Source organism: Trichlorobacter sp. (assembly GCF_034008105.1).
In the GTDB taxonomy this organism is placed as follows: domain Bacteria; phylum Desulfobacterota; class Desulfuromonadia; order Geobacterales; family Pseudopelobacteraceae; genus Trichlorobacter.
The window spans coordinates 21577-45406 of sequence record NZ_JAVEPN010000016.1 but is presented as its reverse complement, the minus strand read 5'-3'; the positions used below and the strand labels follow the sequence as shown (position 1 = coordinate 45406).

General features: G+C 52.6%; 23 protein-coding genes. 22 read left to right on the top strand and 1 reads right to left on the bottom strand.

Annotated features, from left to right (window positions below; translation table 11 throughout):
* Positions 1 to 31 precede the first annotated feature (31 nt).
* From hpf to RBQ93_RS10360, 8 genes are read left to right on the top strand one after another with little or no spacing between them, the layout of a single operon-like run.
* On the top strand, positions 32 to 577 hold the full coding sequence (gene hpf, locus RBQ93_RS10395; protein WP_320372053.1) for a ribosome hibernation-promoting factor, HPF/YfiA family: 546 nt from the start codon (positions 32 to 34) through the stop codon (positions 575 to 577).
* A 47-nt stretch (positions 578 to 624) separates the two neighbouring features.
* A complete protein-coding gene (gene hprK / locus RBQ93_RS10390) occupies positions 625 to 1584 on the top strand; it encodes an HPr(Ser) kinase/phosphatase (protein ID WP_320372052.1) in 960 nt (319 codons plus the stop codon).
* Positions 1585 to 1587: 3 nt separating this feature from the next.
* Complete coding sequence (gene rapZ, locus RBQ93_RS10385) at positions 1588 to 2445, top strand: RNase adapter RapZ (RefSeq protein WP_320372051.1); 858 nt, start codon at positions 1588 to 1590, stop codon at positions 2443 to 2445.
* 6 nt (positions 2446 to 2451) lie between these two features.
* Complete coding sequence (locus tag RBQ93_RS10380) at positions 2452 to 2844, top strand: PTS sugar transporter (RefSeq protein ID WP_320372050.1); 393 nt, start codon at positions 2452 to 2454, stop codon at positions 2842 to 2844.
* Between the two features lie 13 nt (positions 2845 to 2857).
* Positions 2858 to 3124, top strand: a complete 267-nt coding sequence (locus RBQ93_RS10375; RefSeq protein ID WP_320372049.1) for an HPr family phosphocarrier protein — start codon at positions 2858 to 2860, stop codon at positions 3122 to 3124.
* Positions 3121 to 3903 carry an A24 family peptidase gene (locus RBQ93_RS10370; RefSeq protein ID WP_320372048.1) on the top strand — a complete coding sequence of 261 codons (783 nt, stop codon included), beginning with the start codon at positions 3121 to 3123 and terminating at the stop codon, positions 3901 to 3903. Before RBQ93_RS10375 ends, RBQ93_RS10370 begins: the two co-directional genes overlap by 4 nt.
* A 4-nt stretch (positions 3904 to 3907) precedes the next feature.
* Positions 3908 to 5413 carry a sensor histidine kinase gene (locus RBQ93_RS10365; RefSeq protein WP_320372047.1) on the top strand — a complete coding sequence of 502 codons (1506 nt, stop codon included), beginning with the start codon at positions 3908 to 3910 and terminating at the stop codon, positions 5411 to 5413.
* Positions 5413 to 6765 (top strand): sigma-54 dependent transcriptional regulator, encoded by a 1353-nt coding sequence (locus RBQ93_RS10360; protein WP_320372046.1) that lies wholly within the window; start codon positions 5413 to 5415, stop codon positions 6763 to 6765. The genes RBQ93_RS10365 and RBQ93_RS10360 overlap by 1 nt, the downstream gene beginning before the upstream one ends.
* Here RBQ93_RS10360 and RBQ93_RS10355 read toward each other — a convergent pair whose 3' ends face one another.
* Positions 6766 to 7818 (bottom strand): virulence RhuM family protein, encoded by a 1053-nt coding sequence (locus RBQ93_RS10355; RefSeq protein ID WP_320372045.1) that lies wholly within the window; start codon positions 7816 to 7818, stop codon positions 6766 to 6768.
* A gap of 220 nt (positions 7819 to 8038) precedes the next feature.
* On the opposite strand from RBQ93_RS10355, the gene RBQ93_RS10350 reads away from it, so the two are divergent.
* The 14 genes from RBQ93_RS10350 to pilQ all read left to right on the top strand — a co-directional run bounded on the left by RBQ93_RS10350 (position 8039) and on the right by pilQ (position 23722).
* Positions 8039 to 8608 (top strand): Tfp pilus assembly protein FimT/FimU, encoded by a 570-nt coding sequence (locus RBQ93_RS10350; RefSeq protein WP_320372044.1) that lies wholly within the window; start codon positions 8039 to 8041, stop codon positions 8606 to 8608.
* A 188-nt stretch (positions 8609 to 8796) separates the two neighbouring features.
* Complete coding sequence (locus RBQ93_RS10345; RefSeq protein WP_320372043.1) at positions 8797 to 9591, top strand: DsbC family protein; 795 nt, start codon at positions 8797 to 8799, stop codon at positions 9589 to 9591.
* A gap of 9 nt (positions 9592 to 9600) precedes the next feature.
* On the top strand, positions 9601 to 9924 hold the full coding sequence (locus tag RBQ93_RS10340; protein WP_320372042.1) for a hypothetical protein: 324 nt from the start codon (positions 9601 to 9603) through the stop codon (positions 9922 to 9924).
* Positions 9921 to 14936 (top strand): Ig-like domain-containing protein, encoded by a 5016-nt coding sequence (locus tag RBQ93_RS10335; protein WP_320372041.1) that lies wholly within the window; start codon positions 9921 to 9923, stop codon positions 14934 to 14936. The genes RBQ93_RS10340 and RBQ93_RS10335 overlap by 4 nt, the downstream gene beginning before the upstream one ends.
* 60 nt (positions 14937 to 14996) lie before the next feature.
* A complete protein-coding gene (locus tag RBQ93_RS10330; protein ID WP_320372040.1) occupies positions 14997 to 15560 on the top strand; it encodes a Tfp pilus assembly protein FimT/FimU in 564 nt (187 codons plus the stop codon).
* Positions 15535 to 15978: a prepilin-type N-terminal cleavage/methylation domain-containing protein gene (locus tag RBQ93_RS10325; protein ID WP_320372039.1), complete on the top strand. Its 444-nt coding sequence runs from the start codon at positions 15535 to 15537 to the stop codon at positions 15976 to 15978. The genes RBQ93_RS10330 and RBQ93_RS10325 overlap by 26 nt, the downstream gene beginning before the upstream one ends.
* Positions 15979 to 15999: 21 nt before the next feature.
* The gene (locus RBQ93_RS10320; protein WP_320372038.1) at positions 16000 to 17280 is read left to right on the top strand and encodes a prepilin-type N-terminal cleavage/methylation domain-containing protein; all 1281 of its coding nucleotides are present in this window, start codon (positions 16000 to 16002) and stop codon (positions 17278 to 17280) included.
* A 15-nt stretch (positions 17281 to 17295) separates the two neighbouring features.
* Positions 17296 to 17934 (top strand): hypothetical protein, encoded by a 639-nt coding sequence (locus RBQ93_RS10315; RefSeq protein WP_320372037.1) that lies wholly within the window; start codon positions 17296 to 17298, stop codon positions 17932 to 17934.
* 160 nt (positions 17935 to 18094) lie between these two features.
* A complete protein-coding gene (locus RBQ93_RS10310; protein WP_320372036.1) occupies positions 18095 to 18301 on the top strand; it encodes a helix-turn-helix transcriptional regulator in 207 nt (68 codons plus the stop codon).
* Between the two features lie 12 nt (positions 18302 to 18313).
* Positions 18314 to 19375 carry a type IV pilus assembly protein PilM gene (pilM, locus tag RBQ93_RS10305; protein WP_320372035.1) on the top strand — a complete coding sequence of 354 codons (1062 nt, stop codon included), beginning with the start codon at positions 18314 to 18316 and terminating at the stop codon, positions 19373 to 19375.
* Positions 19372 to 19959, top strand: a complete 588-nt coding sequence (locus RBQ93_RS10300; RefSeq protein WP_320372034.1) for a PilN domain-containing protein — start codon at positions 19372 to 19374, stop codon at positions 19957 to 19959. The genes pilM and RBQ93_RS10300 overlap by 4 nt, the downstream gene beginning before the upstream one ends.
* 24 nt (positions 19960 to 19983) lie before the next feature.
* A complete protein-coding gene (locus tag RBQ93_RS10295) occupies positions 19984 to 20592 on the top strand; it encodes a type 4a pilus biogenesis protein PilO (RefSeq protein WP_320372033.1) in 609 nt (202 codons plus the stop codon).
* Positions 20593 to 20614: 22 nt separating this feature from the next.
* Positions 20615 to 21121 (top strand): pilus assembly protein PilP, encoded by a 507-nt coding sequence (locus RBQ93_RS10290; protein WP_320372032.1) that lies wholly within the window; start codon positions 20615 to 20617, stop codon positions 21119 to 21121.
* A 12-nt stretch (positions 21122 to 21133) separates the two neighbouring features.
* Positions 21134 to 23722 carry a type IV pilus secretin PilQ gene (pilQ, locus tag RBQ93_RS10285; RefSeq protein ID WP_320372031.1) on the top strand — a complete coding sequence of 863 codons (2589 nt, stop codon included), beginning with the start codon at positions 21134 to 21136 and terminating at the stop codon, positions 23720 to 23722.
* Positions 23723 to 23830 lie beyond the last annotated feature (108 nt).

Below are 23830 nucleotides of genomic sequence, written 5' to 3'. Positions count from 1 at the left end.
AGGGGAACTACACCACGAGGAGGAAGTTCACATGAATGTTACCACCACTTTTCGGCATATGGAGCAGAGCGAGGCGCTGAAGGCCTACGCCGAGGAAAAACTGGAGCGGGTAAAAAAATATATCGATGGCCCGATCAATGCCCAGGTCTATTTCACGGTGGAGAAGATTCGCCACATCGTTGAGATCGTGGTTAATGCAAAAGGGGTCAACACCAAGGCATCCGAGGCCACCAACGACATGTACGCCGCTGTGGATGCCGTCATCGACAAGATCGAGCGTCAGCTCAAGCGTTACAAGGAGCGTCTGAAGGCCCACAAACCGGCCAGCGAGGCCAGCGGCCGCGCCATGTCCAAGCAGATCTTCCAGGCCGAGAGCATCGAAACCAGCAGCGAGCCGGTGGTGATCACCACCAAGATCGAGACCGCCAAGCCGATGTCGGTGGATGAGGCCGTGATGCAAATGGACCTGCTGCACAAAGACTTCCTGGTGTTCACCGATGCCGTTTCCGGTGAAATCAACGTGGTCTACCGTCGTAAAGACGGCAACTTTGGCCTGATCGCTCCCCAGCGGGCCTGATATCAGACGCCGGGGAACCCAGGTTCCCCGGCACTCTCTACCCACCCATGGACAGCGTCGCGCTTGCCATTCAAGAGCTACTGAACGAGACTGAGTATGGCCTTGAGCTCCGTCTGCTGGCCGGTGCCGGCGGGCTGGGGCACCAGGTCACCTCGTCCCGTATTCAAAAGCCGGGTCTGGCTCTAACCGGCTATACCGAACATCTGCATCCAGATCGGATTCAGGTGCTGGGCAATACCGAAATATCCTATCTGAGTCAGCTGGAGCCGCAGGTTGCCCAGGCTCACGCCCAGGCATTGTGCGCCTTTCCGATCTCCTGCTTTATTGTTACCAAGGGGCTGGTTCCGCCGTCTGTCTTCCTTGAAGTGGCAGAGTCGGCCGCTATCCCGGTATTGGGTACGCACCACCAGTCATCAACCTTCATCTCGCTGATCACCAAATTTCTTGAAGAGCGTTTGCTGCCCGTTACCCACCTGCACGGGGTGCTGGTGGATGTGCTGGGGGTCGGTGTGTTGTTGACCGGCAAGAGCGGTATCGGCAAGAGCGAATGCGCGCTTGATCTGGTTATTCGCGGCCATCGACTGGTGGCCGATGACATGGTGTTCATCAAAAAGAAGATGCCGGCCTCGCTGGTGGGCCAATCGGAACAGCAGATCCAGCATCTGATGGAGATTCGCGGCCTTGGTATTATCAATATCAAGGATCTGTACGGGGTCTCTTCGATCCGCGACAAGAAGATTATCGATCTGGTGCTGGAACTTGAGGAGTGGGATCCGGAGCAGGAATACGATCGGCTGGGTATCGACGATCGTAAAACCACCATCCTGGGGGTTGATCTGCCCCATCTGGTGCTACCGGTGCGGCCGGGGCGGAACCTGGCAGCTATCATTGAGGTGGCGGCCCGTAATTTTCTGCTGAAAGGAATGGGTTATCACTCGGCCCGTGATTTTCAGGAACGGCTGCTGAACCGGATGGAGGTCCGGCAGCTGGGCGATGAGGTGGAGTAGACGATGCGGATCGTGGTGATCACCGGCATGTCCGGCTCGGGCAAGTCGACAGCGGTTAAGGCCCTTGAGGATGAGGGCTTCTACTGTATCGACAACCTGCCGGTGCGCCTGTTCCGTCAGTTTGTCGAGCTGATTGAAAAATCGGGCGAGCAGTTTGAGGGTGTGGTGCTGGTGACCGATATCCGTGCCCGTGATCTGACCGGCAGTATCGAGGCTTCGTTTGGCGAGTTGCGTGAAGCTGGGCATCAGATGGAGGTGCTGTTCTTTGATGCCTCCGATGAGGTGCTGATCCGCCGTTTCTCCGAAACCAGGCGGCGTCATCCGGCAGAAGAGCACTGCAGCGTGCCGGAGGCGATCAGGATCGAGCGGGAGCAACTGGCCTGGCTGCGCCAGAATGCCACCCGACTGATCGATACCTCGGAGTTCACGGTTCACCAGTTAAAAGATCAGGTCATCACCATCATCCGGGGTGAGGAAGGCAGCGGTCATTTCAATGTCGAGCTGATCTCGTTCGGTTTTCGCTATGGAGTGCCGTTGGATGCAAACATGGTGATGGATGTGCGCTTCCTGCCCAACCCCCACTTCATCCCCGAATTGCGGCCGCAAACCGGGCTGGATGACGGGGTACGGCAGTATGTGCTTGAAAAACCGGAAACCGGCGAGTTTTTGAAGATCTTTATCAAGCTGCTGGATTTTCTGATACCGGCCTATCGCCGGGAAGGCAAGAGCTATCTGACCATAGCCATCGGCTGCACCGGCGGGCGTCACCGCTCGGTGGCCATTGTTGAAGAAACCGCACGTCAGCTGCGAGACAACGGTTTGCAGGTGCGCTGTAGCCACCGTGATCATGAGAAGGGATAACAGGTAATGATTGGACTTGTGGTGGTAACCCATGCCGGCCTGGCCGGAGAGCTGCTGAGAGCAACGGCCATGATAACCGGCGAACTTGAACGCTGCGAGGCGGTTGAGCTGCACCCCGAAGATGCGCCGGATCAGTTGACCGGCCGGATTGCAGAGAGCCTGGAGCGGGTAGGGGCCGACGGGGCGGTGATTATGACCGACATGTTCGGCGGAACCCCTTCCAACACCGGCATGTCGTTTTTGAAAGAGGGGCAGGTCGAAGTGGTGACCGGTGTCAATCTGCCGATGATGGTCGAATTTATTTCGCGCCGGGAGCGGTTGCCCCTGGAAGAGCTGGCTGCCACGCTGCAGCGTTGCGGTCACGAAAGCATCATCGTGGCCGGTGAATTTCTGAAATAAGTGACGAGGGATCATGCTGCAACAGGAATGTGAGATCATAAACAAGTTGGGACTCCATGCCCGGGCGTCGGCCCTGTTTGTTAAGACCGCCAGCCGGTTTCAGTCGGATGTGAAGCTGGCCCGCGAAGGGGTGGAGGTGAACGGTAAAAGTATCATGGGGATCATGATGCTGGCCGCCGCCAAAGGAACTATTGTCCGGCTGACGGTATCCGGGCCTGATGAGGTTGAGGCCCTGCAGGTCATCAGTGACCTGATCCGTGACGGGTTCGGCGAGGAATGACCGTGCCGCCCACCGCCATGTTGGCCCTGTTTGCCTTCCTGTTCGGCGCCGTGGTGGGCTCGTTTCTGAATGTCTGCATCTACCGCCTGCCGCTCGAGCAATCGGTCGTTTCGCCTGGTTCGCGTTGCATGGGCTGCGGTGCCGCGATCCGCTGGTACGACAATATCCCGATCCTGAGCTGGATTGCGCTGCGTGGTCGTTGCCGGTCATGCAAGGCTCCGTTTTCCTTCCGTTATCCACTGGTTGAGCTGTTAACCGGTTTACTGGCTATGCTGCTATTTTTCAAGTACGGTCCCTCGTTGCCGCTGCTGATCATGTTTTTGTTCTGCGCCGCCCTGGTGGTGATCACCTTCATCGATTTCGATCACCAGATTATCCCCGATGAGATCTCACTGCCCGGCATCATCCTGGGATTTTTAAGCTCTTTCTTTCTGCCTGACCACGGTTGGCTGTCGTCGTTGCTCGGCATTGTGGTTGGCTGGGGGAGTCTGGCCCTGATCTTTTACGGGTACCTCTGGTTGACCGGCAGGGAAGGGATGGGGGGGGGCGATGCCAAGCTGCTGGCCATGATGGGGGCCTTTCTCGGACTGCAGGCCATCCCGTTCATCATCTTTGCCTCATCGCTGGTGGGAACGGTGGCCGGACTGTCGATCATGGCAGTGCAGCGCAAGGACCGCCATCTGGCCATTCCGTTTGGCCCCTACCTGGCCTTGGGGGCTGTGCTCTATATATTTTTCGGCCCTCAACTGATCCAGTGGTACCTGCAGCTGGGTACATAGCGCCGTGCGCGGCTATCGACCCAGCCTCACCTTCTCCATCCTGGCCTCCCTGGCCTGTCTGCTGGTGCTCACCTGGGTGTTGTTCAGCCTGTTTGCCCTGACCACTGCCGAACGCGATCTCTTTGCACAAAAGGCCGACCACGCCCGCATGCTGCTGGCTACCTTTGTCAATCAGCTGCCGGAGCAACTGCCGACCTTCCCCGAAGGGATGCTGCCGCTGGACGCATCGGCTGCCATCTATGCCGGCAAGCTTGCCGAAGAGCAATCCTTCGAGCGGCTGACGCTGTTGGATGGGAACGGTAAGGTGATCTACACCGTCGGTAGGGACGGCAGCGACCAGTTTCAACCGTTCATAGCTTCCGCAGAACGTTCTGATGCCGGCGTCATACTGGCTGGCGGCGCTTCCCTGGCCCGCACCGCGCCGGTGCTGCGCGATGGTCAAAGTGTGGGCCGTGCCGGTCTGGTACTCTCTCTGGCCGGAGAACAGCTGCGGCTGCAGCGTTCGCGTCAGCTGTTCATGGCCTACTTCGCCCTTGATTTCATCCTGTTGCTGGGGTTCGGTTCCGCTATCCTGTCACGCATTGTGGTAAGGCCGGTCAATCGTCTGCTGACTGCCACCGAGCGGATCACCGGCGGTGTCTATGGTCACCAGGTGGCGGTGGCGGGGCCCCTTGAACTGGCCAGGCTGGCTGAATCGTTCAACGGCATGTCTTCGGTCCTGTTGCAAAAGCAGAATGAAGTCGGTTCCTATGTCAAGACCCTGGAACAGGTCAACCGCAACCTTGAACAGGCGCGGGAAGAGGCGGTCCGCTCCGAAAAGATGGCCTCGGTGGGGCTGCTGGCTGCCGGCACGGCCCATGAGATCGGCACCCCCCTGGCATCGGTGATGGGCTATGCCGAGTTGCTGTCTGCCGAAGTGGCTGATAATCAGGTCCAAACCGAATACCTGCAGCGTATTCAACAGGGCTGTTCCCGGATTGATAGGATCGTGCGCGGGCTGCTGGACTACGCTCGACCGAAGAGCCCGGCCTTTGAGTTGGTGACGCTGGGGCCGCTGGTGGTTGCCACGGTGGAACTGCTGCAGCATCAGGGGCTGTTCAAGCAGTGCCGGGTCGAGGTTCGTTGTCCCGGTCAGGTGCCGCTGGTTAATCTTGATCCGCACCAGCTGCAGCAGGTGCTGATCAATCTGCTGATCAACAGCCATGATGCCATGCCGGATAAAGGCCAGTTGCTGGTGGAGGTCTGCGCTGACGACCCACAAAAGACGCACCTGCCGGTCCAGATTCGCGTGCAAGACACCGGCAGCGGTATTGCCGAAAAGGATCTGGGCAGGATCTTCGATCCCTTTTTTACCACCAAGGACCCCGGACGAGGGACCGGCCTGGGGCTTGCCATCTCAACCCGGATCATCGAGGGCTTCGGCGGCAGGATCACGGTGGAGAGCAGTCCTGGCAAAGGCAGTTGCTTTACCGTGCATCTGCCAGCCGCAGATGAGGCAGGTCTCAGCTGATGAGTCAACGGCATATCTTGATTATCGATGACGAAGAGAATCTGCGGCATATGCTGACGGCCATGCTGCGTAAGCAGGGTTTCAGCGTTGATGGTGCTGCCAGCGGCAGGGAAGCGCTGCAGCGTCTGGCAGCCCAGGTATACGACTTTATCCTGTGTGATATCAGGATGCCGGAAATGGATGGCCATGCCTTTCTGCAACAGGCCCTTGAACGTGGTGTGACAGCGCCGATCATCATGATGACCGCCTACGGCAGTGTCGATACGGCGGTGGCCTGCATGCAGCAGGGGGCCTACGACTTCATCTCCAAGCCGTTCAAGCAGGATGAGATCATCATCGTGCTCAAAAAGGCAGAGGAGCGCGAGCGGCTGAAAGAGGAAAACCGTCAGTTGCGGGCCCAGGCGGTCAGCGGCAGTTCGTTCCACGGCCTGATCGGCCGTAACCCGGCCATGCTGGCGCTCTATGATCAGATCAGTCGGGTGGCCGACCTGAAGACCACCGTGTTGATTCAGGGTGAGTCAGGCACCGGTAAAGAACTGGTGGCGCGGGCCATTCACACGAGCGGTGCACGCGCTCAACACCCGTTTGTGGCGGTCAACTGCGGCGCTATTTCTGAACATCTGCTGGAAAGTGAGTTGTTCGGCCATGTCAAGGGGGCCTTCACCGGCGCTATCAATGACAAGGCCGGGCTGTTCGAACAGGCCAACAGCGGTACCCTGCTGCTGGACGAAGTTGGCGAGATGCCGCCACCGCTGCAGGTCAAGCTGTTGCGGGTGCTGCAGGAGGGAGAAATCAGGCGGGTGGGTGCGGCGGTCTCCCAGCGGGTGGATGTGCGGGTGGTCTCTGCCACGGCCCGTGATCTGCAGGCTGAGGTGGCGTCGGGCCGTTTTCGTGAGGATCTTTTCTTCCGTCTGAACGTCTTTACCTTACAACTGCCGCCGCTGCGAGAGCGGCTGGACGATCTGCCACTTTTGGCTGATCAGTTCGTGCGCAGCTGCAGTGCCCGTATCGGCCGTGAGCAAATCCCGCGCCTGACCTCCAGCGCGCTTCGACAACTGATGGCCCATGGCTGGCCCGGTAACGTGCGCGAATTGGAGAATGTGATCGAGCGCAGCCTGGTACTGTGTGATGGCGACCAACTCAACGAATGCTGTCTGACCTCCGTCATCTCAGAGACAGATCAACCCGGCACTGACAACCTTTCCATCAAACAGGCTGAACGGACCATGGAGATGGACCTGATCCGCCGGGCCCTGGAGCGGACGAGTGGCAATCGTACCCAGGCCGCCAAAATCCTGGAAATCAGTCACCGGGCCCTGCAGTATAAACTGAAAGAGTACGGGCTTGAATGATCATTCGTTGTCGTTCTTGTTATGCGGCAACTGTTTTACTAAACGATCAAAGTCAGATTCAAACAGGCGATCCTGAACAATGCGATATTTTTCAAATTCGCTCTCAGCATGTGTTTTGGCGATCTCAGCCGTAACTCTTCCTGTGTCCTGCAACACCTCTCGGTCAGTAGCTTCAATAAAGCGGTTCAACCGGGTTTCCCAGTCCTGCATTGTCATAGGTATCTGGCGCAGAGCCATATCTTCAGCCAGATCAAGATAGGCGGATACTAGACGTTGTAGCTGTGCCATTTCAGTTTCATTCAAGTAGTTCTTGGCAACAACAACATCAAATTTCTGGATTTTCCCGGTAGGTGCATCCTTCCAAGTGGCTAGGCCCATGTTTTCTTTTCCGGCATCGGCTCGGTGATAGATGACCTCTGCCGCGGTCTGACCATGAATAGCCCAATGCAGTTTGTTTTGTACGGTGGCGAAAAAGCGTTTGGTGGCCTGAGCTGTGACGTCGTAATCAATCGATGTGGTATAGATGTCGGTGATCTTCTGGTAAAATTTACGTTCTGACAGACGAATTTCCCGAATCCGTTGCAACTGCTCCTCAAAATACTGCTTGGTCAACACTGAACCATCGTTCTTCAGGCGTTCATCGTCCATTGCGAAGCCTTTGATGGTAAAAGATTCAACAATGCCTGTGGCCCACTTTCTGAACTGTACAGCCCGTTCGGAGTTAACCTTGTAGCCAACAGCAATGATGGCGGACAGGTTGTAATGCTTGGTGTCGTAGTTTTTGTTATCTGCGGCAGTTATCCTAAAAATTTGGATAACTGAATGCTCCTGCAACTCACCATCTGAAAAAACCTTTTTCAGATGGTAGTTGACAGTCCTGACATCAACATCGTAGAGCACTGCAATCATCTTTTGGGTGAGCCAGACGTTTTCATCAGCGTAAATGGCCTCGACGCCTCCTTTGCCATTGGCAGCAACGAAGGTCAGGTATTCTGCAGCTGATGATCGAACTATACCGGTAAGACAGGCGGTGCTTTTTGCTTTTTTCTTCATACCGCCTCCGTCAGTCAGAATAGACTTCTTGGCATTGTGTAACTATGCTTCAGGGTGGCGTCAACCTAAAATGTATATTTACCCCCGCCAAGGTCTCGGAGATCAGTCACCGGGCTCTGTAGTATACATTGAAAGAGTACGGACTTGAATAACCAATAATCCGTGGTATATCTCCGTTTAAATTCATCGGTAATTAACCGATGAATAGCCGGAGGTCACGGTGCAGGCAAGGACATATAAACAAGCCGTTGCAGGCGGGTTCACACTGGTTGAGCTGCTGATCGTGGTTGCCATCATCGCCTGTCTGGGGGCCATAGCCACACCGCTTGCAGCAAACTTCTACAGCGGTTGTGCCCTCAAAACCGCCATGGGCGACATCTGTCTGTTGGTCAGAGAAGCCAGAGGGCTGGCACTCTCTTCCGACAGCTCCCAGGCCGTAACCTTCAACCCTGCAACCGGATTGGCCTGTCTTGCAACCGGGCGTGGTCCGGATAACCAGTGGAACACCGCCGATGACCAGGTGCAGAGTACTGTCAAGATTGTCGGCAGGGGAGGGGGACTGCGTTACGGGTATGGCAGTTGTGGCCCGATACCCGGCTTGGCTGCCACAAATGATGGCATCACCTTCCAGGTCAACAACTCCATGGTCTGCAATCAGGATCTTTCCAGTAACGCCGGCACGGTCTACCTGGTGGCCGGCAATGACACCGCCATGGCACTCACCGCCAACTCATCAGCAAACGGCTACCGTCTGCGCCGTTGCAGTAACGGCACCTGGGTTGACCTGTAGGTACGCAATTATTGCATACCATTACCGCCTGTTTTTGCTCTCTACTCCGCAAAAAATGCGCGGCACGTTCATGTGCCCGATCAAAAACAAACAAATACGGATACTTATGCTGGCTCCTGCACGTGGTACTGTTTTTGCTTGGTACCCTGCGCCCCATGAACATGTCACGTCGAAAGGAATCCTGCTGCATGTCACGTATCCTGCTCATCATCGTTGCGGTTGCCCTGTTTTGTAGCCCTGTGTTGGCAAAAATGCCTGCCGAGAAGGACGGTTGTGGTACTCAGGAATGCTCAGCGTGCCATAGCCTGTCGCTTGAGGAAGCCAACAAGCTGCTTTCATTTGCCGGTGTCACGGTCAAGTCGGTCAAACCTGCTCCGGCCCGTGGCCTGTTTGAGGTTCTGTTCGAAAAGGCAGGCGGCGTCGGACTGGTGTTTGTCGATTTTGCCAAAAAACATCTGGTGCAGGGGATGGTTATAGATCTGCAGACCAGGGAACCGGTGGCGGCTCATGATAAAGAGCTGCCCAAACCAAAACAGTTCACCGGTGTCGATCCGGCCCAGATTCCAGTCAAGCATGCCTTCACCATCGGCAACCCCAAGGGCAGCAAAAAGCTGTACGTCTTCACCGATCCGGACTGCCCCTTCTGTCGCACCCTGCATGGCGAGCTGCTCAAGCTTGAAAAACTGATGCCTGACCTGGCCATCCATATCATGCTCTATCCGCTGCGGCAGCTGCATCCCCAGGCTTACGACAAGGCGCGGGTGGTGCTTGCCACCAAAAACCGCAAGAATCTTGATCTGGCCTTTGACGGCAAGGAATTGCCCAAACTAAAGGGGGACGCAGGCGCGGCAGCTGTGGATGCCGTCATCACATTCGCCCAGGAACAGGGGATCAACTCGACTCCAACCATCCTGCTGCCCGATGGCAAGCCGTATCAGGGGCAGCGGGATGCAAAGTCGTTACAGATAATCCTGGCCCAATAGGTGCTGTTTATGATTCAGGCATGGAGGTTAACTATGTACAGGCCGACTTATTTAATTATGGCTGTTGTGATGTTTCTTTGTATGGTGATGCAAAGCTCTGCAGAAGAACTGGTCCGCGGAAAAATTATGAAATTGGATGATACTTCTATGGTGCTCAGAATAAAAGATGGCAGGGAACGAGATGTTCGCATCAGGCCTGAGACAAAGATCATGCACAGGGCGGGAACTGGGGATCAGGCCGGACCGGCAAAGTTAACGATCAGCGCGCAAGTGGCAGCATATCTGGATGGTCGTACCGCTGTTTTGGTCGTGGTTGAGGAGGTGCCGAGATGAAAAGTATCACGCGGATTTTCACAGCGACACTTATGATGCTATGCGTTGCTTCATCGGTATGGGCTTTGTCGATTGATTCGGTAACCCCAGGCACCTCAACGTCACCAGGTGACCTGAATGTACCGGTGTCTACGAGTGTTGTTATTGATTTCGATCAGACAGTACGTTGGAATAGTATTTACAATAACGGTAGCTATCGAATCACCCTCCATGAGGATGCTACTGGGCAGGTGGTGCCTGTCACCTATTCGCCTACATCCAACGATGACAGCTATACCTTAACACCTCAGAGCAGTCTGAAATACAATACAATATACCGTGTGTTCATCAGCAGATATGTTAAAGAAAGGTGGGACAACGATACCCTTGGTTCAGATAGAAACTTTTATTTCAGAACAGAAGTAGCTAGTGATACGATCAGGCCATCGGTTACTCCGATCTATCCTGGCGCAGGTGCCACCAATGTGCCGGTTGACACTGCTATTTCAGCTCTGTTCAGTGAAGATATGGATACCGCGACAGTCGCATCGCCTGCTGTGAGTATGACTCTTTCTCCTGCGGCCGGGGCTAACACGATCACCTATGCAGATAAGGAAGCAAACCTGACCACAGGCGTAAACCTGTCACCCGGTACAACCTATACGGTAACGATCAACAATACAGTTGCCGATCTTGCCGGAAACACCATGCTGAGTAACTACTCCTGGAGCTTCAGCACGGTACCTCCTGACTCCACACCGCCGATCGTACAGGCTACGCTGCCGGTCACCGGTTCGGTGGGGGTATCGATTACGCCAACCATCCAGATAACCTTCAGTGAAGCGATGATGGCCAGCACTATCACTGCTACGAATATAACGGTGAATGGAGGCACCTGGAACGTCAGTTTTAACGGTGATCGAACAGCCACCCTTACCTTGAGTAGCGGCGCATTAACCTATGGTGCTGATTATGTGGTGACGGTTTCTACCAGCGTCAGGGATCTTGCCGGTAACTACATGGCTGCAGCCTACCCGATGACGTTTACCACGGTTCAGAATATCACCCCCCCCAACGTCAATGAGTACTGTCAGGTGCCTCCCTTTGTGGCCGGAACCGGTGTCCAACCAAACCTGCTGTTAGTGGTGGATAACTCCGGCAGTATGGAGGAGTTTGCCTACAAGACCGCCGGCAAGGGGAACTCAACCGGAACGGGTGCCGATGGTAGTTATAATTCAGCCACCATTTACTATGGCTACTTTGATGCTACCAAAATGTATAAATATAATGCCAGTGGTTATTTTGAGGTAGACAGCACGGCTACTTACAGCACAACCAGTTTTTGGTCGGGGAACATGCTGAACTGGCTGACCATGCGCAGGGTAGATGTGGTTCGCAAGGTGCTAGTGGGTGGCAGGGTACTGCAGGGCAGCAGCACCTCACCATCGAATCCTCGTTCGACGGCTACAACCAATAATTATCTGATAGGCCTCGAGAATACCAGCCGGGACCGCTACAAGGTTTATTCCGGGGTCTACTACCGGATAGACGATGGTCCAAACCTCTACAAATGCAGTTCCAGCAGTTGTTCGTCCTATACTAATACCTATAAGGTGAAGGTGTTGATCGGTACCCAGCCACCGACAGACGGCCTAGTTACACAATACGCTGATGAGTTGCGGATCGGCGCAATGTTTTTTAATACAGACGGCACCTTGTACGAAGATGGTAACTATGGTGACAAGGATGGCGGCTATATCGCGTCAGCAATGGGGGCGTCAGCGGCAACCATCACTTATCAGATTGAGACCAGGAACCCCTCATCGTGGACACCGCTGGCGGAGACGCTCTATGAGTCGGTTCGTTATTTTCAGAAGACAGATAGTGCCTATAATGGAACCACCTACAGCACAGATCCGATCACCCATACCTGCCAACGTAACTTTGTCATGGTGGTAACTGACGGTGAATCAACCAAGGACCGAAATATTCCTAATAGTAACTGGAGTGGTGAGGTAACCAAGGTCACCGATAGTTACGGTTTTAATGTCAAGACCTGGATGGACAGTATCGGCACAAATGAGGGGGCTACCAGCAGATACGCGACAAGTGCCAACGGTTCTGAGGGGACCTACTATCTGCCGGGAGTTTCGTACTATGCGCACAATACGGATCTTCGTTCTGCCACGGTGGGTAACGGTGCTATCGCCGGCAAACAAAATTTGACCATTTACACGGTGTTTGCCTTTGACGACTCGGCGGTTGGACGTGATCTGCTCAAGCAGGCAGCCAAATATGGTGGCTATGAAGATCTAGATGCTGATGGTAAGCCTTATACAGATTCCAGCTGCGGCACTACGACACCAAACGCCAAATGCGTCGAATGGGATAAAAACGGCGATGGCATTCCGGATACCTACTTTGAGGCGCAACAAGGCCAGCAACTGGTTGCTGCTCTTGGTCAGGCCTTTAACGACATACTGACACGGGTATCTTCAGGTACGGCTGCCTCTATTCTTAACAACAGCGAGGGTAGTGGCGCGAGTCTGTTACAAGCTGTTTTCTATCCCAAAAAGGCTTTTGACAGCGGGACAGAGGTTTCGTGGGTCGGTGAGCTGCAAAACCTCTGGTACTACTTGGACCCGTACTTGCAGTTGAGCTCTATTAGGGTTGACACCGTTGCGGATAACAAGTTGAACCTGCTTCAGGATAATATTGCTCAGTTCTACTTTGATGGCAACCAGACCCTTGTGCGCCTCCTGAGGGATAATACAGGGAGAGGGACTTCGCTCACGGATCTCGGTTCGTTCAGTCCGGATGATACTACAAATGTCAGAAGTCTCTGGCGTGCCGGCCGTCAGTTATGGGCACGTGATCTTGCAACCGATAACCGTACCATTTATACACGTACCGGCGACGCTACGCTTGATACAATAAATGGATTTGCACCGTTCACTACGGCATTAAAAACCAGCACAACAATTCAGAGCTACCTGCAGGCTGCCAATGCAACCGAGGCGGAAAAATTGGTTTCGTACATCCGTGGCACCGACCAGAGCGGCTTCCGTTCGAGGGCTGCCACTATTGCAGGGGCGAACGGCACCTGGCGTCTGGGCGATATTGTCAGCTCGACCCCCAAAATCCAGGGAAACGTCGGCCTGAATGCGTATCATCAAGCCACCCCTACCGGCTATAATGACACTTCCTACGAGAAGTTTACTAACTCTAATGACTATAAAAATCGTGGTATGGCCTATGTGGGAGCGAATGACGGCATGCTGCATGCCTTCAGGATGGGGGTTCTAAAGGAACTCACAGATCCTTGTCGTAATCTGGAGTCCGACTCTACCTCGTCAACTTGTTTTGCTGATAAAGCCAAAATTAACGATTACACCGTCAACACAAATGGTACCAGTACGAATACAAGGGCAAACGCTGCTGATCAGATCGGAAAAGAGGAATGGGCATTTATTCCCAGGCAGATAATGCCGTATCTGAAGTATTTTGCCGCTGCTGATTATCCTCATCTTTTTTATGTTGATGGCTCACCAATGATTGTAGATGTTGCGGTTAATAAACCATCGTCTGCAAGCTATGTAGCAACTGCTTATCCGAGTTGTTCAACCAGCTACTGGGAATGTCCCAAACAGACCAGGTATAGCGGTGACTTGACAGCCATCACTACAGATGACACAAAAAACATAGATTATGCAAACACCAGTTGGCGTACCATTTTGATTGGCAGTACCGGACTTGGTGGGGCGAGTCGTAACAGAACCTCAGCCTGTGCAACGAGTACCGGCACAAACTGTGTTAAGACTCCGGTGGCTGATGTTGGTTATTCCAGTTATTTTGCATTGGATATTACAAACCCAGTAGCCCCTAAATATCTCTGGGAATTTAGTGGAGACAAGGACGAATCTGCCACAGCGACAAATGGTAATTTAGGTTTTGCTACCACCGGTCCGGTAATTGTTCGGGCAGGCTCAAAAGACAAGAATGGCCGCTGGTTTGCAGTGTTCGCATCAGGGCCAACCGGCCCTATTGATGCAGCAAACAAGCAGTTTATCGGTAAATCTGATCAGCCGTTGCGTTTGTTTATTGTTGATATTGCAACGGGTGCGCTAGTGAAGACAATCAATACCGGAATTCAAAATGCATTTGCCGGATCTGTCTATAATGCAGCCATTGATAATGATCGGGCATATTCTTCAAAAGATGGTTTTTACCAGGATGATGTCATATATATCGGTTACGTGCAGAAAAATGGAACAACTGATGTTTGGAATGTCGGCGGTGTTATCAGGCTGGTAACCAATGAGAGTATTAACCCTAACGATGCTACCAAGCCTTGGACGTGGAGCACGGTAATTAATGGTGTAGGCCCAGTAACATCTGCAGTTGCCAAACTCCAGGACCGCAGTAACGGCAAGCAATGGCTTTACTTTGGGACGGGACGTTACTTTTACAAGACAGCAACAGGTATAGACGATGCAAGTATTGGCCGTCGCCTGTACGGTATTCAAGAACCTTGCTATAGCGCCTCAGGTCAAAAAATTGATCCGGGCTGTACGACTGCTGTTACCACAGCACAGCTGACTAATCAGACAGATTCACCGGTGGCCGTGCTTCCCGCTGGCAGCAAAGGATGGTTTGTTAATCTAGATAACCTGGCAGATGGTTTTTCAGCTGAGCGTGTAATCACCGACCCTGTAGCATCGCCGAGTGGCGTGGTTTTCTTTACTACATTCAGGCCGACCGATGATGTGTGCGGATATGGCGGTAACTCGTATATCTGGGCTGTGGGTTATAGTTCCGGCGCGGCACCTCCAACCAATGCCATGCAGGGCAAGCTGATGGTGCAGGTTTCAACCGGTGCCTTTGCCGAGGTGTCAATGGCTGATGGTTTTACGGCCAAGGGTAATCGTCGGTCAACTGATGCAATACAGGGGGTGCCACCCAAGGCCCAGGGGCTGTCATTGCTGACCAACCCAAAACCGATTAAAAAGATTCTCCAGGTTCAGGAAAAATAGCGGTTGCTACAGGGTGCCCGCTTGTGGAAGCACCCTGTGGATAATAACGGCGGGGGGGATATGAAATCAAACAAGGGTTTTTCGTTGACAGAACTGATTGTTATAGTGGCAATTATCGCTACTTTGGGGACGATTGCAACGTTGAACTTCAGTCAGTGGCAACGAAAATATGCGATTGAAGCTCAGACAAAAGAGATGCTGGCTGATCTGAGTAATGTGCGGATGCAGGCCATCCAAACTAAACGTGAACATCGTGTCTTTTTGAACCCACAAGCCTACACCACCGTGCGCTATGAAGATACCGAGGCCGAGGCGGTAAGAATCGAGCCAACTGACGGTGCATCGGGTGGGGTGGTGGTGTCCTCTATGGGGCAGACCATTGTCGACCGCCAGTTCCGCAGAACATTGCGATTCGGAATTCAGCAGTATACCGCAGGTGTTTTAGCTGCATTTAGCGATACACCAATCATTATAAACAGCCGCGGCTACGTAACAACTCCGGTAACCATTGCCGTTGCTTTTAATAATGGTAGTAGCCCGGCATATGACTGTCTGGTGATTACTGATGCGCGGATCAACATCGGGAGGATCAACACCAATGACAACACCTGTCAGTTGCAGTAAAACTGGATTCACGTTGATTGAGGTGCTGGTAGCGGTGGTTATACTCACCGTTGGCCTGCTTGGTTTAATGCAGACCGTCAACTACGCGCTTAACCACAATCTCACCGCCCAGTTGCGCCAGGAAGCCACCTTGGTGGCCGATCAGGTCATGTCTGAGGAGAAGGCCAAGCCCTATGATGAGATAACAGCCCCCGCTTTTGATGCATTGATAACTGACTTTGATGTGCTGCCTACCGAGGTTACTAATTCAACCGTAAATAGATTGGTTAACGGTGCAAACAGGACCTTTACAGTTGTGGAAACCGTCAGAAGCCCGACGCCGCAGTCAAAGAATATCGAAATAACCGTCAGCTGGGTTCACAAGCAGATTACGTATACCCATGCAGTCGCTTCTTTAATAACTAATAGAAACCAGTAGATGAGAACGGGGGCGCTCATCATGCAACATGGTAAAAAGGGATTTACGCTGGTTGAGATGATCATCGTCATGTTGATCTTCATGTTAGTCATCATGGCCGCATCCAGTTCATTCAATGTGCTCTTGACTCAAATGGCAAAGCTGACCAAGTCGGAGGAAAGCAACATTGAAGGGGTGGTTGGCCTGGAGATGCTGCGCCATGACCTGCAGCAGACCGGCTTTGGTCTGCCGGATGCTTATTTGGAAGCGGCACCGCCAACTTATGGTGAGGCTTCCATAGATCCAGCCGACGACTACAATGATGCACCCAACGGTTTGCCTCGGGCCGTGGTAGCTGGGAATGATCTGCTGGCAGGTGTAGAGGTTGAAGACACGGTTGATGGTGTTGGTGTTACCTATGCCCTTTTAACCGGCAGCGATTACCTCGCCCTCAAGGGGGTCACGCTGGGGATGGACGAAACCGCCCAAAAGTGGACCTACCTGCCGTTTGAAAGTGGCATTACCGGCCTGAAAAAACCCCGTATATGGGGTGAGGCCCATCTAAATTTAGTAAAAGACGATGACCGGGTGGTTGTGATTAAGAAAAAGGCTGTTAAAAATCAAATCGTCAACCAAATGATTTATGACACAGCAGATGCTGTAAACTACTGGACTACGTTTGATCCAGACGGTTTACCGGCTGCGTTTTCACCCACTCTGCCGGAAGAGGTACTCTATGTCTATGGTATACGAGGTAATGCTGATTTAAGTATGCCGTTCAACCGCTCCGATTATTTTGTGGCCAACCCCGATGCCGCCGATCGAAGGCCTAATTACTGCGCACCCGGTACCGGTATCCTGTACAAAGCGCGGGTAGCCCATGATGAAATAGCCACTACCGGCTATGCTAGCGGGGCACTGCAGCCGATGCCGCTGCTGGATTGCGTGGCTGATATGCAAGTAGTGTTCGGTTGGGATTTAACTGATACTGGTGGGCAGCCCATGCAGGACGGACAGATAGATACCTATTCAAATGCTGATGGAAGTACTGTCTCTGGTACAGCTGCAATAGCGACTGTGCAGTCAGCGATGGCAGATGCTGAGCAGCTGCGTAATACTCTTAAAATGATAAAAATTTACCTATTGGCTCAAAACGGGCGTCGTGATCAAAATTATCAAAGTCCTACAGCCACAATCGTTGTTGGAAATCCAACCACAGACGGAGTAAGTAAAAATTATCCGTTAACAGCGGCCCAACGCGGCTATCGCTGGAAGGTCTATCAGTTGGTGGTGCGGCCTAAAAACCTGATGAGCAACCAATAGGACAATGGTGCTAATATGAAGATATTTATGAAAAACCGTCAGGGCATCGCCTTGGTGACATCATTGATGCTGACCTTGATCTCATTGACTATTGTCATGGCAGTCCTGTACATGATCACCCAGAGTGTGCAACAATCAGGCATGGTGAAACGTTATAAGACCGCCCTGGAGGCATCCTATGGAGGCACCGATATCATTATGCAGGAGTTTATACCGGAAATCTTGAAGAACGCAGAATCTACCACCTTGTTTGCCGACTTGGAGGATAAATATTCGTTGATTAACCTTGCCGTAAACCCTGACGCTGATATGCAATCGTGCTTTCAACGTAAATTAACCTTGCAGGTGTCCGAATGGCAGGATGACAAATGTGTTCCAGCAAACTTGTCGGTGAATCCAAAGGAACTTCCTGACCTTCAGTTCAGTATGCAGGCGATGAATGGAGCCCCCTATACCGTGTATGCCAAGATCGTCGATACCCTCAGAGGGAATACGGATACCAGTGGACTACAGCTCGAAGGTGGCGGTGTGGCGGAAAGCTTGTCGTTTATAACACCCCAGCACCTGCCTTATGTTTACAGGCTTGAGATCCAGGCTGAAAGATCCACCAACGCGGTTGAGCAGGGGAATATTTCGGTTTTGTACGCCTACTAACAGCCAGCTTGTACACTATATATATAGTGCAAGAGATAAGCTGATACCACATAATTTGGTATCAGCTTTTTTTAGTTACATATAATTACATAAAATTTCTTGACAATGTTCTTAATTGAGATAAATAGAGGATCACTTGCGAAAGTTTCAGGAAGAGCCCATGAAAATGCAAAACAAAGTAAAGGTGCTGCGCGAAAAAAAACTGATGAGCAAGTCCGAGCTTGCCCGCAAGGCAGGGGTGTCGGTCGTTACCATTGACAGGGTCGAGCGGGGTGAGGTGTGCCGTCTGGAGACGATGCGCAAGATCATTCTGGCTCTCGGCTACACGCTGGAAGACCGGCACAAGGTCTTTCAAGAACAGGGGTGACAGGTACGAGCCATGTTTGGATTGTTTAAGAAAAATAAGGATCTCGTGGGGATTGACATCGGCTCCAGTTCGGTGAAGCTGGTGCAGCTCTGGCAGAATAAGGACGGCTATCACCTGCTGAATGTCGGTATTGCACCGCTGCCTCCTGAAGCCATAGTTGACAACAGTCTGATGGATTCCGGCGCGGTGGTGGATGCGGTCAAGAATCTCGTGGCCAGCATGGGGATCAAGACCAAGGATACGGTCTGCTCCATATCGGGCAATGCGGTGATCATCCGCAAGATTCTGGTGCCGACCATGACCAGCGAAGAACTGGAAGACCAGATCGCCTGGGAGGCGGAGCAGTACATCCCGTTCGATATCAAGGATGTGCATCTTGATTTTCAGGTGCTCGGCCCCGATGTCATCGACCCCGGCAAGATGCAGGTGCTGCTGGTGGCAAGTAAGAAGGATATCATTCAGGACTATTCGGCGGTCTTTGCCGATGCTGGGTTTAATCTTGCGGTGATGGATGTTGATGGTTTTGCCCTGCAGAATGCCTGGGAGATCAACAATACTGATTTTTCAGGTCGGGTTCTGGCGCTGGTCAATGTGGGTGCCAGTGTGATCAACATCAATATCGTAAAAGATGATACCTCGCTGTTTACCCGTGATGTACAGACGGGCGGCAACCTGTATACCGAGGAGATTCAAAAACAGTTGGGTGTCAGTGCTGAAGAGGCCGAGTCGATGAAGATCTTGTCGGCTGAGCTTATGAAGCAACCATTGCGGGATGTTATGTCGCGGGTGAATGATACCGTAGCGCAGGAGATCCGCCGTTCCATAGATTTTTACAATTCTACTGCTGCAAATGAAGACCGTATCGTTGGTGTCTGTTTGTCGGGTGGTGGGTCAAAAATCAGTGGCTTGCGGGAGACCGTGCAGGAACGGTTGGGGATGGAGGTCGCGCTGCTCAACCCGTTTGCTGCAATAAAATATAACGAGAAGGATATCGATCCGGAGTACCTACAGGAGATTGCCCCACTGATGGCGGTGTGTGTGGGGCTGGCCATACGGAGGGTCGGGGATAAATGATCAGGATAAACTTACTCCCGGTTCGCGCTGCCAAGAAAAAAGAAACAGCCATGCAGCAGTTGGTATTGGCAGGCGCCAGTTTCGCGCTGGTCTTGGCGATAGTGCTGGTTATGTTTTTTGTGAAGCTGGGGCAGATTTCCGGCACAAAGAATGACATAACTGCAGCCAATGCCAAGATCGCTGAGCTGAAGTCTAAAATAGGCAAGCTTGACGAGCTCAAGAAGCTCAAGGATGAGGTCAAGAAAAAGCTGGATGTGCTGGCTGATCTTCGTAAGAAGAAATCAGGCCCGGCCCAGCGGCTGGCTACGCTGAGTGACGCCACCCCTGACCAGCTTTGGCTCGAATCCTACAAGGAGGCCGGAGACAATGTAAAGATATCCGGCCTGGCCATGAACGAAGAGTTGATTGCTCAGTTCATCAGGGCCCTTGAGGCGTCGTCTGATTACGAGCGGGTTGATCTGGTGGTCTCGGAACAGAAGGATCTTGGCGGAACCAAGCTGAAGCGTTTCGAGTTGATCTCTCAGCTGGAGCGTGTCAAGCCTGTTGAAGCTGCAGAAGAAACGAAACCTGCGGGAAAAAAATAGTTAACCACAGAAAAGGGTTCACCTATGGATCCAAACATCGAAAAAATACTGAAACTACCGAACAAGCAGAAGATCGGCGTCCTCGTGCTTATCCTCTGTCTTGAGGCGGCGTCACTGGTCTATTTCCTATATCTGCCACGCCACAAAGAGCTTAACACACTGCGGACTCAGCTAACCAAGTTGCAGGCTGAGGTGGATGAGAAGACGCGGATCGCCAATAATCTGCCCAAGCTGAAAAAAGAATATGACGATCTTACGGTTGAGCTGGAACGTGCGTTGACTGAACTGCCCAACTCCAAGGAGATACCGTCGCTGCTCACCAGTATTACCTCGTTGGGCAAGAATGCCGGTCTTGATTTTTTGACCTTCAAGCCCAAGCCAGAGGCTCCCAAGGATTTTTACGCCGAGGTGCCGGTTGATATCGTGGTGTACGGTTCCTATTTCAGTGTGGCCAACTTCTATGCTGCTGTGGCCAACCTGCCCCGTATTGTCAACATCACCAATGTCGATTTTGCCGAGGTGAAGAATGCCAATAACCGGATGATGACCAAGGTAAACTGCCTGGCCACAACCTTCCGGTTCCTCGACAAGAAAGAGATCCAGGATGATAAGAAAACTCCTAAAAAGAAATAATAGCGCACAGGTTGTCCTGTGTATGGCGTTGGTGCTGAGCATTGTAGGCTGTGACAAGCTGAAAAAAACACCAACCCCGCCGCCACCAGCCAAGCAGGCGGCAAAAACTGCACCGCAGAAACCTGCGACACTGGTGCAGCAACCGGTGAGTTCGGTGAAATTGCCTCCGGCTCAGACGAACCAGTTTGACTTCAGCGCCAAAAAAGACCCGTTCAAGCCGTATGTGGTGGTTGATAAAGCGGCTGCCGGTAAAAAGCAGGCCGGTAAAGATGCTTTGCCGATCCATAGCTTTGATGTGTCGCAATTCCGGTTGGTTGGCATTGTTGCTGACCCCAGGGGCAATAAGGCGATGGTGGTCGATCCACAAGGCAAGGCCTATGTGCTGCGCCTGGGAATGACTATTGGTAAGAACGAAGGCAAGATCAGCCAGATAACAACCTCTGGCGTTGATGTGGTTGAGCAGTTTCGTGATGATAACAATAAAGTGCGTAAAGAGACGATACGAATTCCCTTGCTGAGGAAACCGTAAGGAGCGTCCCCGATGAAATTGATCAAGAGACTACAATCGCTACTGGCAGTGCTGATGGTTGCCATGCTTGTTGCTGTTCCGGCTGTTGGCACCGCTGAGGCGGCAGTGCAGCAGGATAAGGTCGCAGCCAAGGCTCAGGCTTCTATCCAGGCAGTACAGGTGGTGGGTGATGAGTCAGCAGCAGAACTGCTGATCACCACCTCAGCGCCTGTAACCTACACCAGCTACAAAACAATCGCACCAGCACGGCTGGTTGTTGATTTTGCACAGGTTATGCCAGCTGATGGTTTACCTGCGGAAGTAGCCGGCAAGGCGGCCATCAAGGCGGTTGTAATCAAGCGCTTCGACACCGATGCGGGTGTCCTGACCAGGATGGAGATTCACCTGTCTCAGGATGTAGATCCGGTCGTGAGCCCGTTGGCTGGCAAGCAGAATATGTTGCAGGTGACCTTCCCCGGCTACAAGCCGGTGGCGGAAACCGTTGCAGCAGCTGTAGTGCCGGAGGTTGCCCCTGCTGAGCCTGTAGCGCCTGCAGCACCAGCAATGGATACCGAGTCGCTAGTGACCGGTATTACCGCTGCTGGTGACACGATCCAGATCAATGTCAAGGGAGCGGTTGCTGATTTTAAAACCTTCCGACTGAGCAGGCCCGAGCGGGTGGTTGTTGATCTGCTGGGTACCAAAGCTGATCCGGCGCTTAAGATTGTTGCCGTAAATGCCGCTGGTATTTCAACTGCCCGTGTCGGTACCTATAGCGACAAGACGCGTATTGTGCTGGATGCAATCACTGGTGGTCTGCCTGATGCACAGGTAGTCAAAAATAGTGACGGTGTAATGGTCAGTTTCGCTGCTGCACAGGTGTCAGCATCTGCAGTATCCGCACCGACACCTGTTGTCAGTGCACAAGCATCTGCTGGAGCAAAAGCTGCTGCTGCATTGTCAAGTGAGATTGAAGCCATAGACTTCCAAACGTTTGAAAAGGTGTCACGGGTGTCTGTGAAGGTGAAAGGCAGCTTTACGGTTACACAGCCGGCGAAGACCGATGGCTTTGTTTCGTTCAGGATTAACAATGCCCTGTTGCCCAAGTCGCTGCAGCGTTCATACGAGGCCCGTGAATTTAGCTCACCTGTATTGCGTGTTACGCCGATCCAGGTCCGTACCCAGAAGGGCGAAGATACCATTATACGGGTTGCCATGCGTTCCGAAGCCAGCTACAGCCTGCGTAAAGAGGCTGATATGCTCTACCTCGAGTTTACGCATCCGGCTGATTTTGCAGCTCAATCCGCAGCAAGCGCACCAAAGGCCGCCCCTGTTGCACAACCTGTTTCTGCTGATGCAGCGGTTGAACAGCAGTTGGTACAAACACAGTCTGCGAATGGTAAACGCACCTATGTAGGCCGCAAGGTAACGCTTGAATTTGCTGATGCAGATGTACGTAAGATTTTCCAACTGCTTTCCGAGGTCAGCAATAAAAACTTCGTGCTCGGCGATGAAGTGAAAGGAAATATTGACCTTAAGCTGGTTGGTGTACCCTGGGACCAGGCGTTGGAGGTTATACTTAACACCAAAGAGCTTGATAAGCGTGAAGAGGGCAACATCATCCTGATTCGTGGCAAGGGCAAGTTCAAATCCCTGCTTGACGAAGAAGATGAAATTAGAAAGGCCACTCTCAAGAGCGAACCGCTTGAAACCAGGATGTTCGATGTTAATTATGCAGATATAGATATAGTTGAAAAACATTTCCTACAGCTGAAAACTGATCGTGGTAAAATTGTAAAAGACGGTCGAACTAATAAGATAATTGCTATGGATGTTAACTCTGCCCTTGATGATATGGAGATGTTGCTGAAAAATATCGATATGCCGGAGAAGCAGGTGATGATCGAGGCGCGGATCATTGAGGCATCCACCAGCTTTACCAAGTCGCTGGGCATCCACTGGGGGCTCTACACCGATCCAAACATCGGCGGGGGGCTTGGCATCAATAACCTGCAGACCTCGTTTGGCGGTTTGACCAGCACTGATCCAATGTCGGATGACGGGTTTACCCAAGTGCCGGGTGCGTTCACCGATATCGCCTTTGGTACCATCGGCGCCAACGTCAAGCTGAATATGCGCCTGAATGCCGCCGCAACCGCCGGTCTGGTTAAAATTATCTCGACACCGAAGGTGGCAACACTGAACCACAAGACCGCCAAGATTACTCAGGGCCAGCAGATTCCGTATACCTCTGCCACCTCGGACAAGATTGAGACCAAGTTCGTAGAGGCGGCGCTGTCGTTGGAAGTTACCCCGCACATCAACGCCAATGGCACCATTGTGTTGAAGATTGATGCCAAAAACGATGCACCTGACCGTCAGACCTCGGTTGGTACGCCGCCGATCAACAAGAAACAGGCTACGACTGAGATGTTGCTGCGCGATGGTGAAACAACGGTTATTGGCGGTATCTATGTGGACCGTGACACCGAAGGGGCAGATGGTGTGCCCTGGTTGATGGACATACCGTTCATCGGGCATCTGTTCAAGTCAACCAATACTGAAAAATCGAAAAGTGAACTGCTGATCTTCATCACGCCCCGCATTTTGAACGTGATCTGATCGCAGGTGGTTACTATCCTTCAAAGGGTCTCTTCTGTCATCAGAGGAGACCCTTTCTTGTGTTACTGCTTGTCAACCAGTTGTGACTGCTCGGTTGACAATTCGAGG

Bases quoted from the DNA above. Each gene is read 5' to 3' on its own strand.
- hpf (WP_320372053.1), top strand. From the start codon at position 32: ATGAATGTTACCACCACTTTTCGGCATATGGAGCAGAGCGAGGCGCTG.
- hprK (WP_320372052.1), top strand. From the start codon at position 625: ATGGACAGCGTCGCGCTTGCCATTCAAGAGCTACTGAACGAGACTGAG.
- rapZ (WP_320372051.1), top strand. From the start codon at position 1,588: ATGCGGATCGTGGTGATCACCGGCATGTCCGGCTCGGGCAAGTCGACA.
- RBQ93_RS10380 (WP_320372050.1), top strand. From the start codon at position 2,452: ATGATTGGACTTGTGGTGGTAACCCATGCCGGCCTGGCCGGAGAGCTG.
- RBQ93_RS10375 (WP_320372049.1), top strand. From the start codon at position 2,858: ATGCTGCAACAGGAATGTGAGATCATAAACAAGTTGGGACTCCATGCC.
- RBQ93_RS10370 (WP_320372048.1), top strand. From the start codon at position 3,121: ATGACCGTGCCGCCCACCGCCATGTTGGCCCTGTTTGCCTTCCTGTTC.
- RBQ93_RS10360 (WP_320372046.1), top strand. From the start codon at position 5,413: ATGAGTCAACGGCATATCTTGATTATCGATGACGAAGAGAATCTGCGG.
- RBQ93_RS10355 (WP_320372045.1), bottom strand. From the start codon at position 7,818: ATGAAGAAAAAAGCAAAAAGCACCGCCTGTCTTACCGGTATAGTTCGA.
- RBQ93_RS10345 (WP_320372043.1), top strand. From the start codon at position 8,797: ATGTCACGTATCCTGCTCATCATCGTTGCGGTTGCCCTGTTTTGTAGC.
- RBQ93_RS10340 (WP_320372042.1), top strand. From the start codon at position 9,601: ATGATTCAGGCATGGAGGTTAACTATGTACAGGCCGACTTATTTAATT.
- RBQ93_RS10335 (WP_320372041.1), top strand. From the start codon at position 9,921: ATGAAAAGTATCACGCGGATTTTCACAGCGACACTTATGATGCTATGC.
- RBQ93_RS10330 (WP_320372040.1), top strand. From the start codon at position 14,997: ATGAAATCAAACAAGGGTTTTTCGTTGACAGAACTGATTGTTATAGTG.
- RBQ93_RS10325 (WP_320372039.1), top strand. From the start codon at position 15,535: ATGACAACACCTGTCAGTTGCAGTAAAACTGGATTCACGTTGATTGAG.
- RBQ93_RS10320 (WP_320372038.1), top strand. From the start codon at position 16,000: ATGCAACATGGTAAAAAGGGATTTACGCTGGTTGAGATGATCATCGTC.
- RBQ93_RS10315 (WP_320372037.1), top strand. From the start codon at position 17,296: ATGAAGATATTTATGAAAAACCGTCAGGGCATCGCCTTGGTGACATCA.
- RBQ93_RS10310 (WP_320372036.1), top strand. From the start codon at position 18,095: ATGAAAATGCAAAACAAAGTAAAGGTGCTGCGCGAAAAAAAACTGATG.
- pilM (WP_320372035.1), top strand. From the start codon at position 18,314: ATGTTTGGATTGTTTAAGAAAAATAAGGATCTCGTGGGGATTGACATC.
- RBQ93_RS10300 (WP_320372034.1), top strand. From the start codon at position 19,372: ATGATCAGGATAAACTTACTCCCGGTTCGCGCTGCCAAGAAAAAAGAA.
- RBQ93_RS10295 (WP_320372033.1), top strand. From the start codon at position 19,984: ATGGATCCAAACATCGAAAAAATACTGAAACTACCGAACAAGCAGAAG.
- RBQ93_RS10290 (WP_320372032.1), top strand. From the start codon at position 20,615: ATGGCGTTGGTGCTGAGCATTGTAGGCTGTGACAAGCTGAAAAAAACA.
- pilQ (WP_320372031.1), top strand. From the start codon at position 21,134: ATGAAATTGATCAAGAGACTACAATCGCTACTGGCAGTGCTGATGGTT.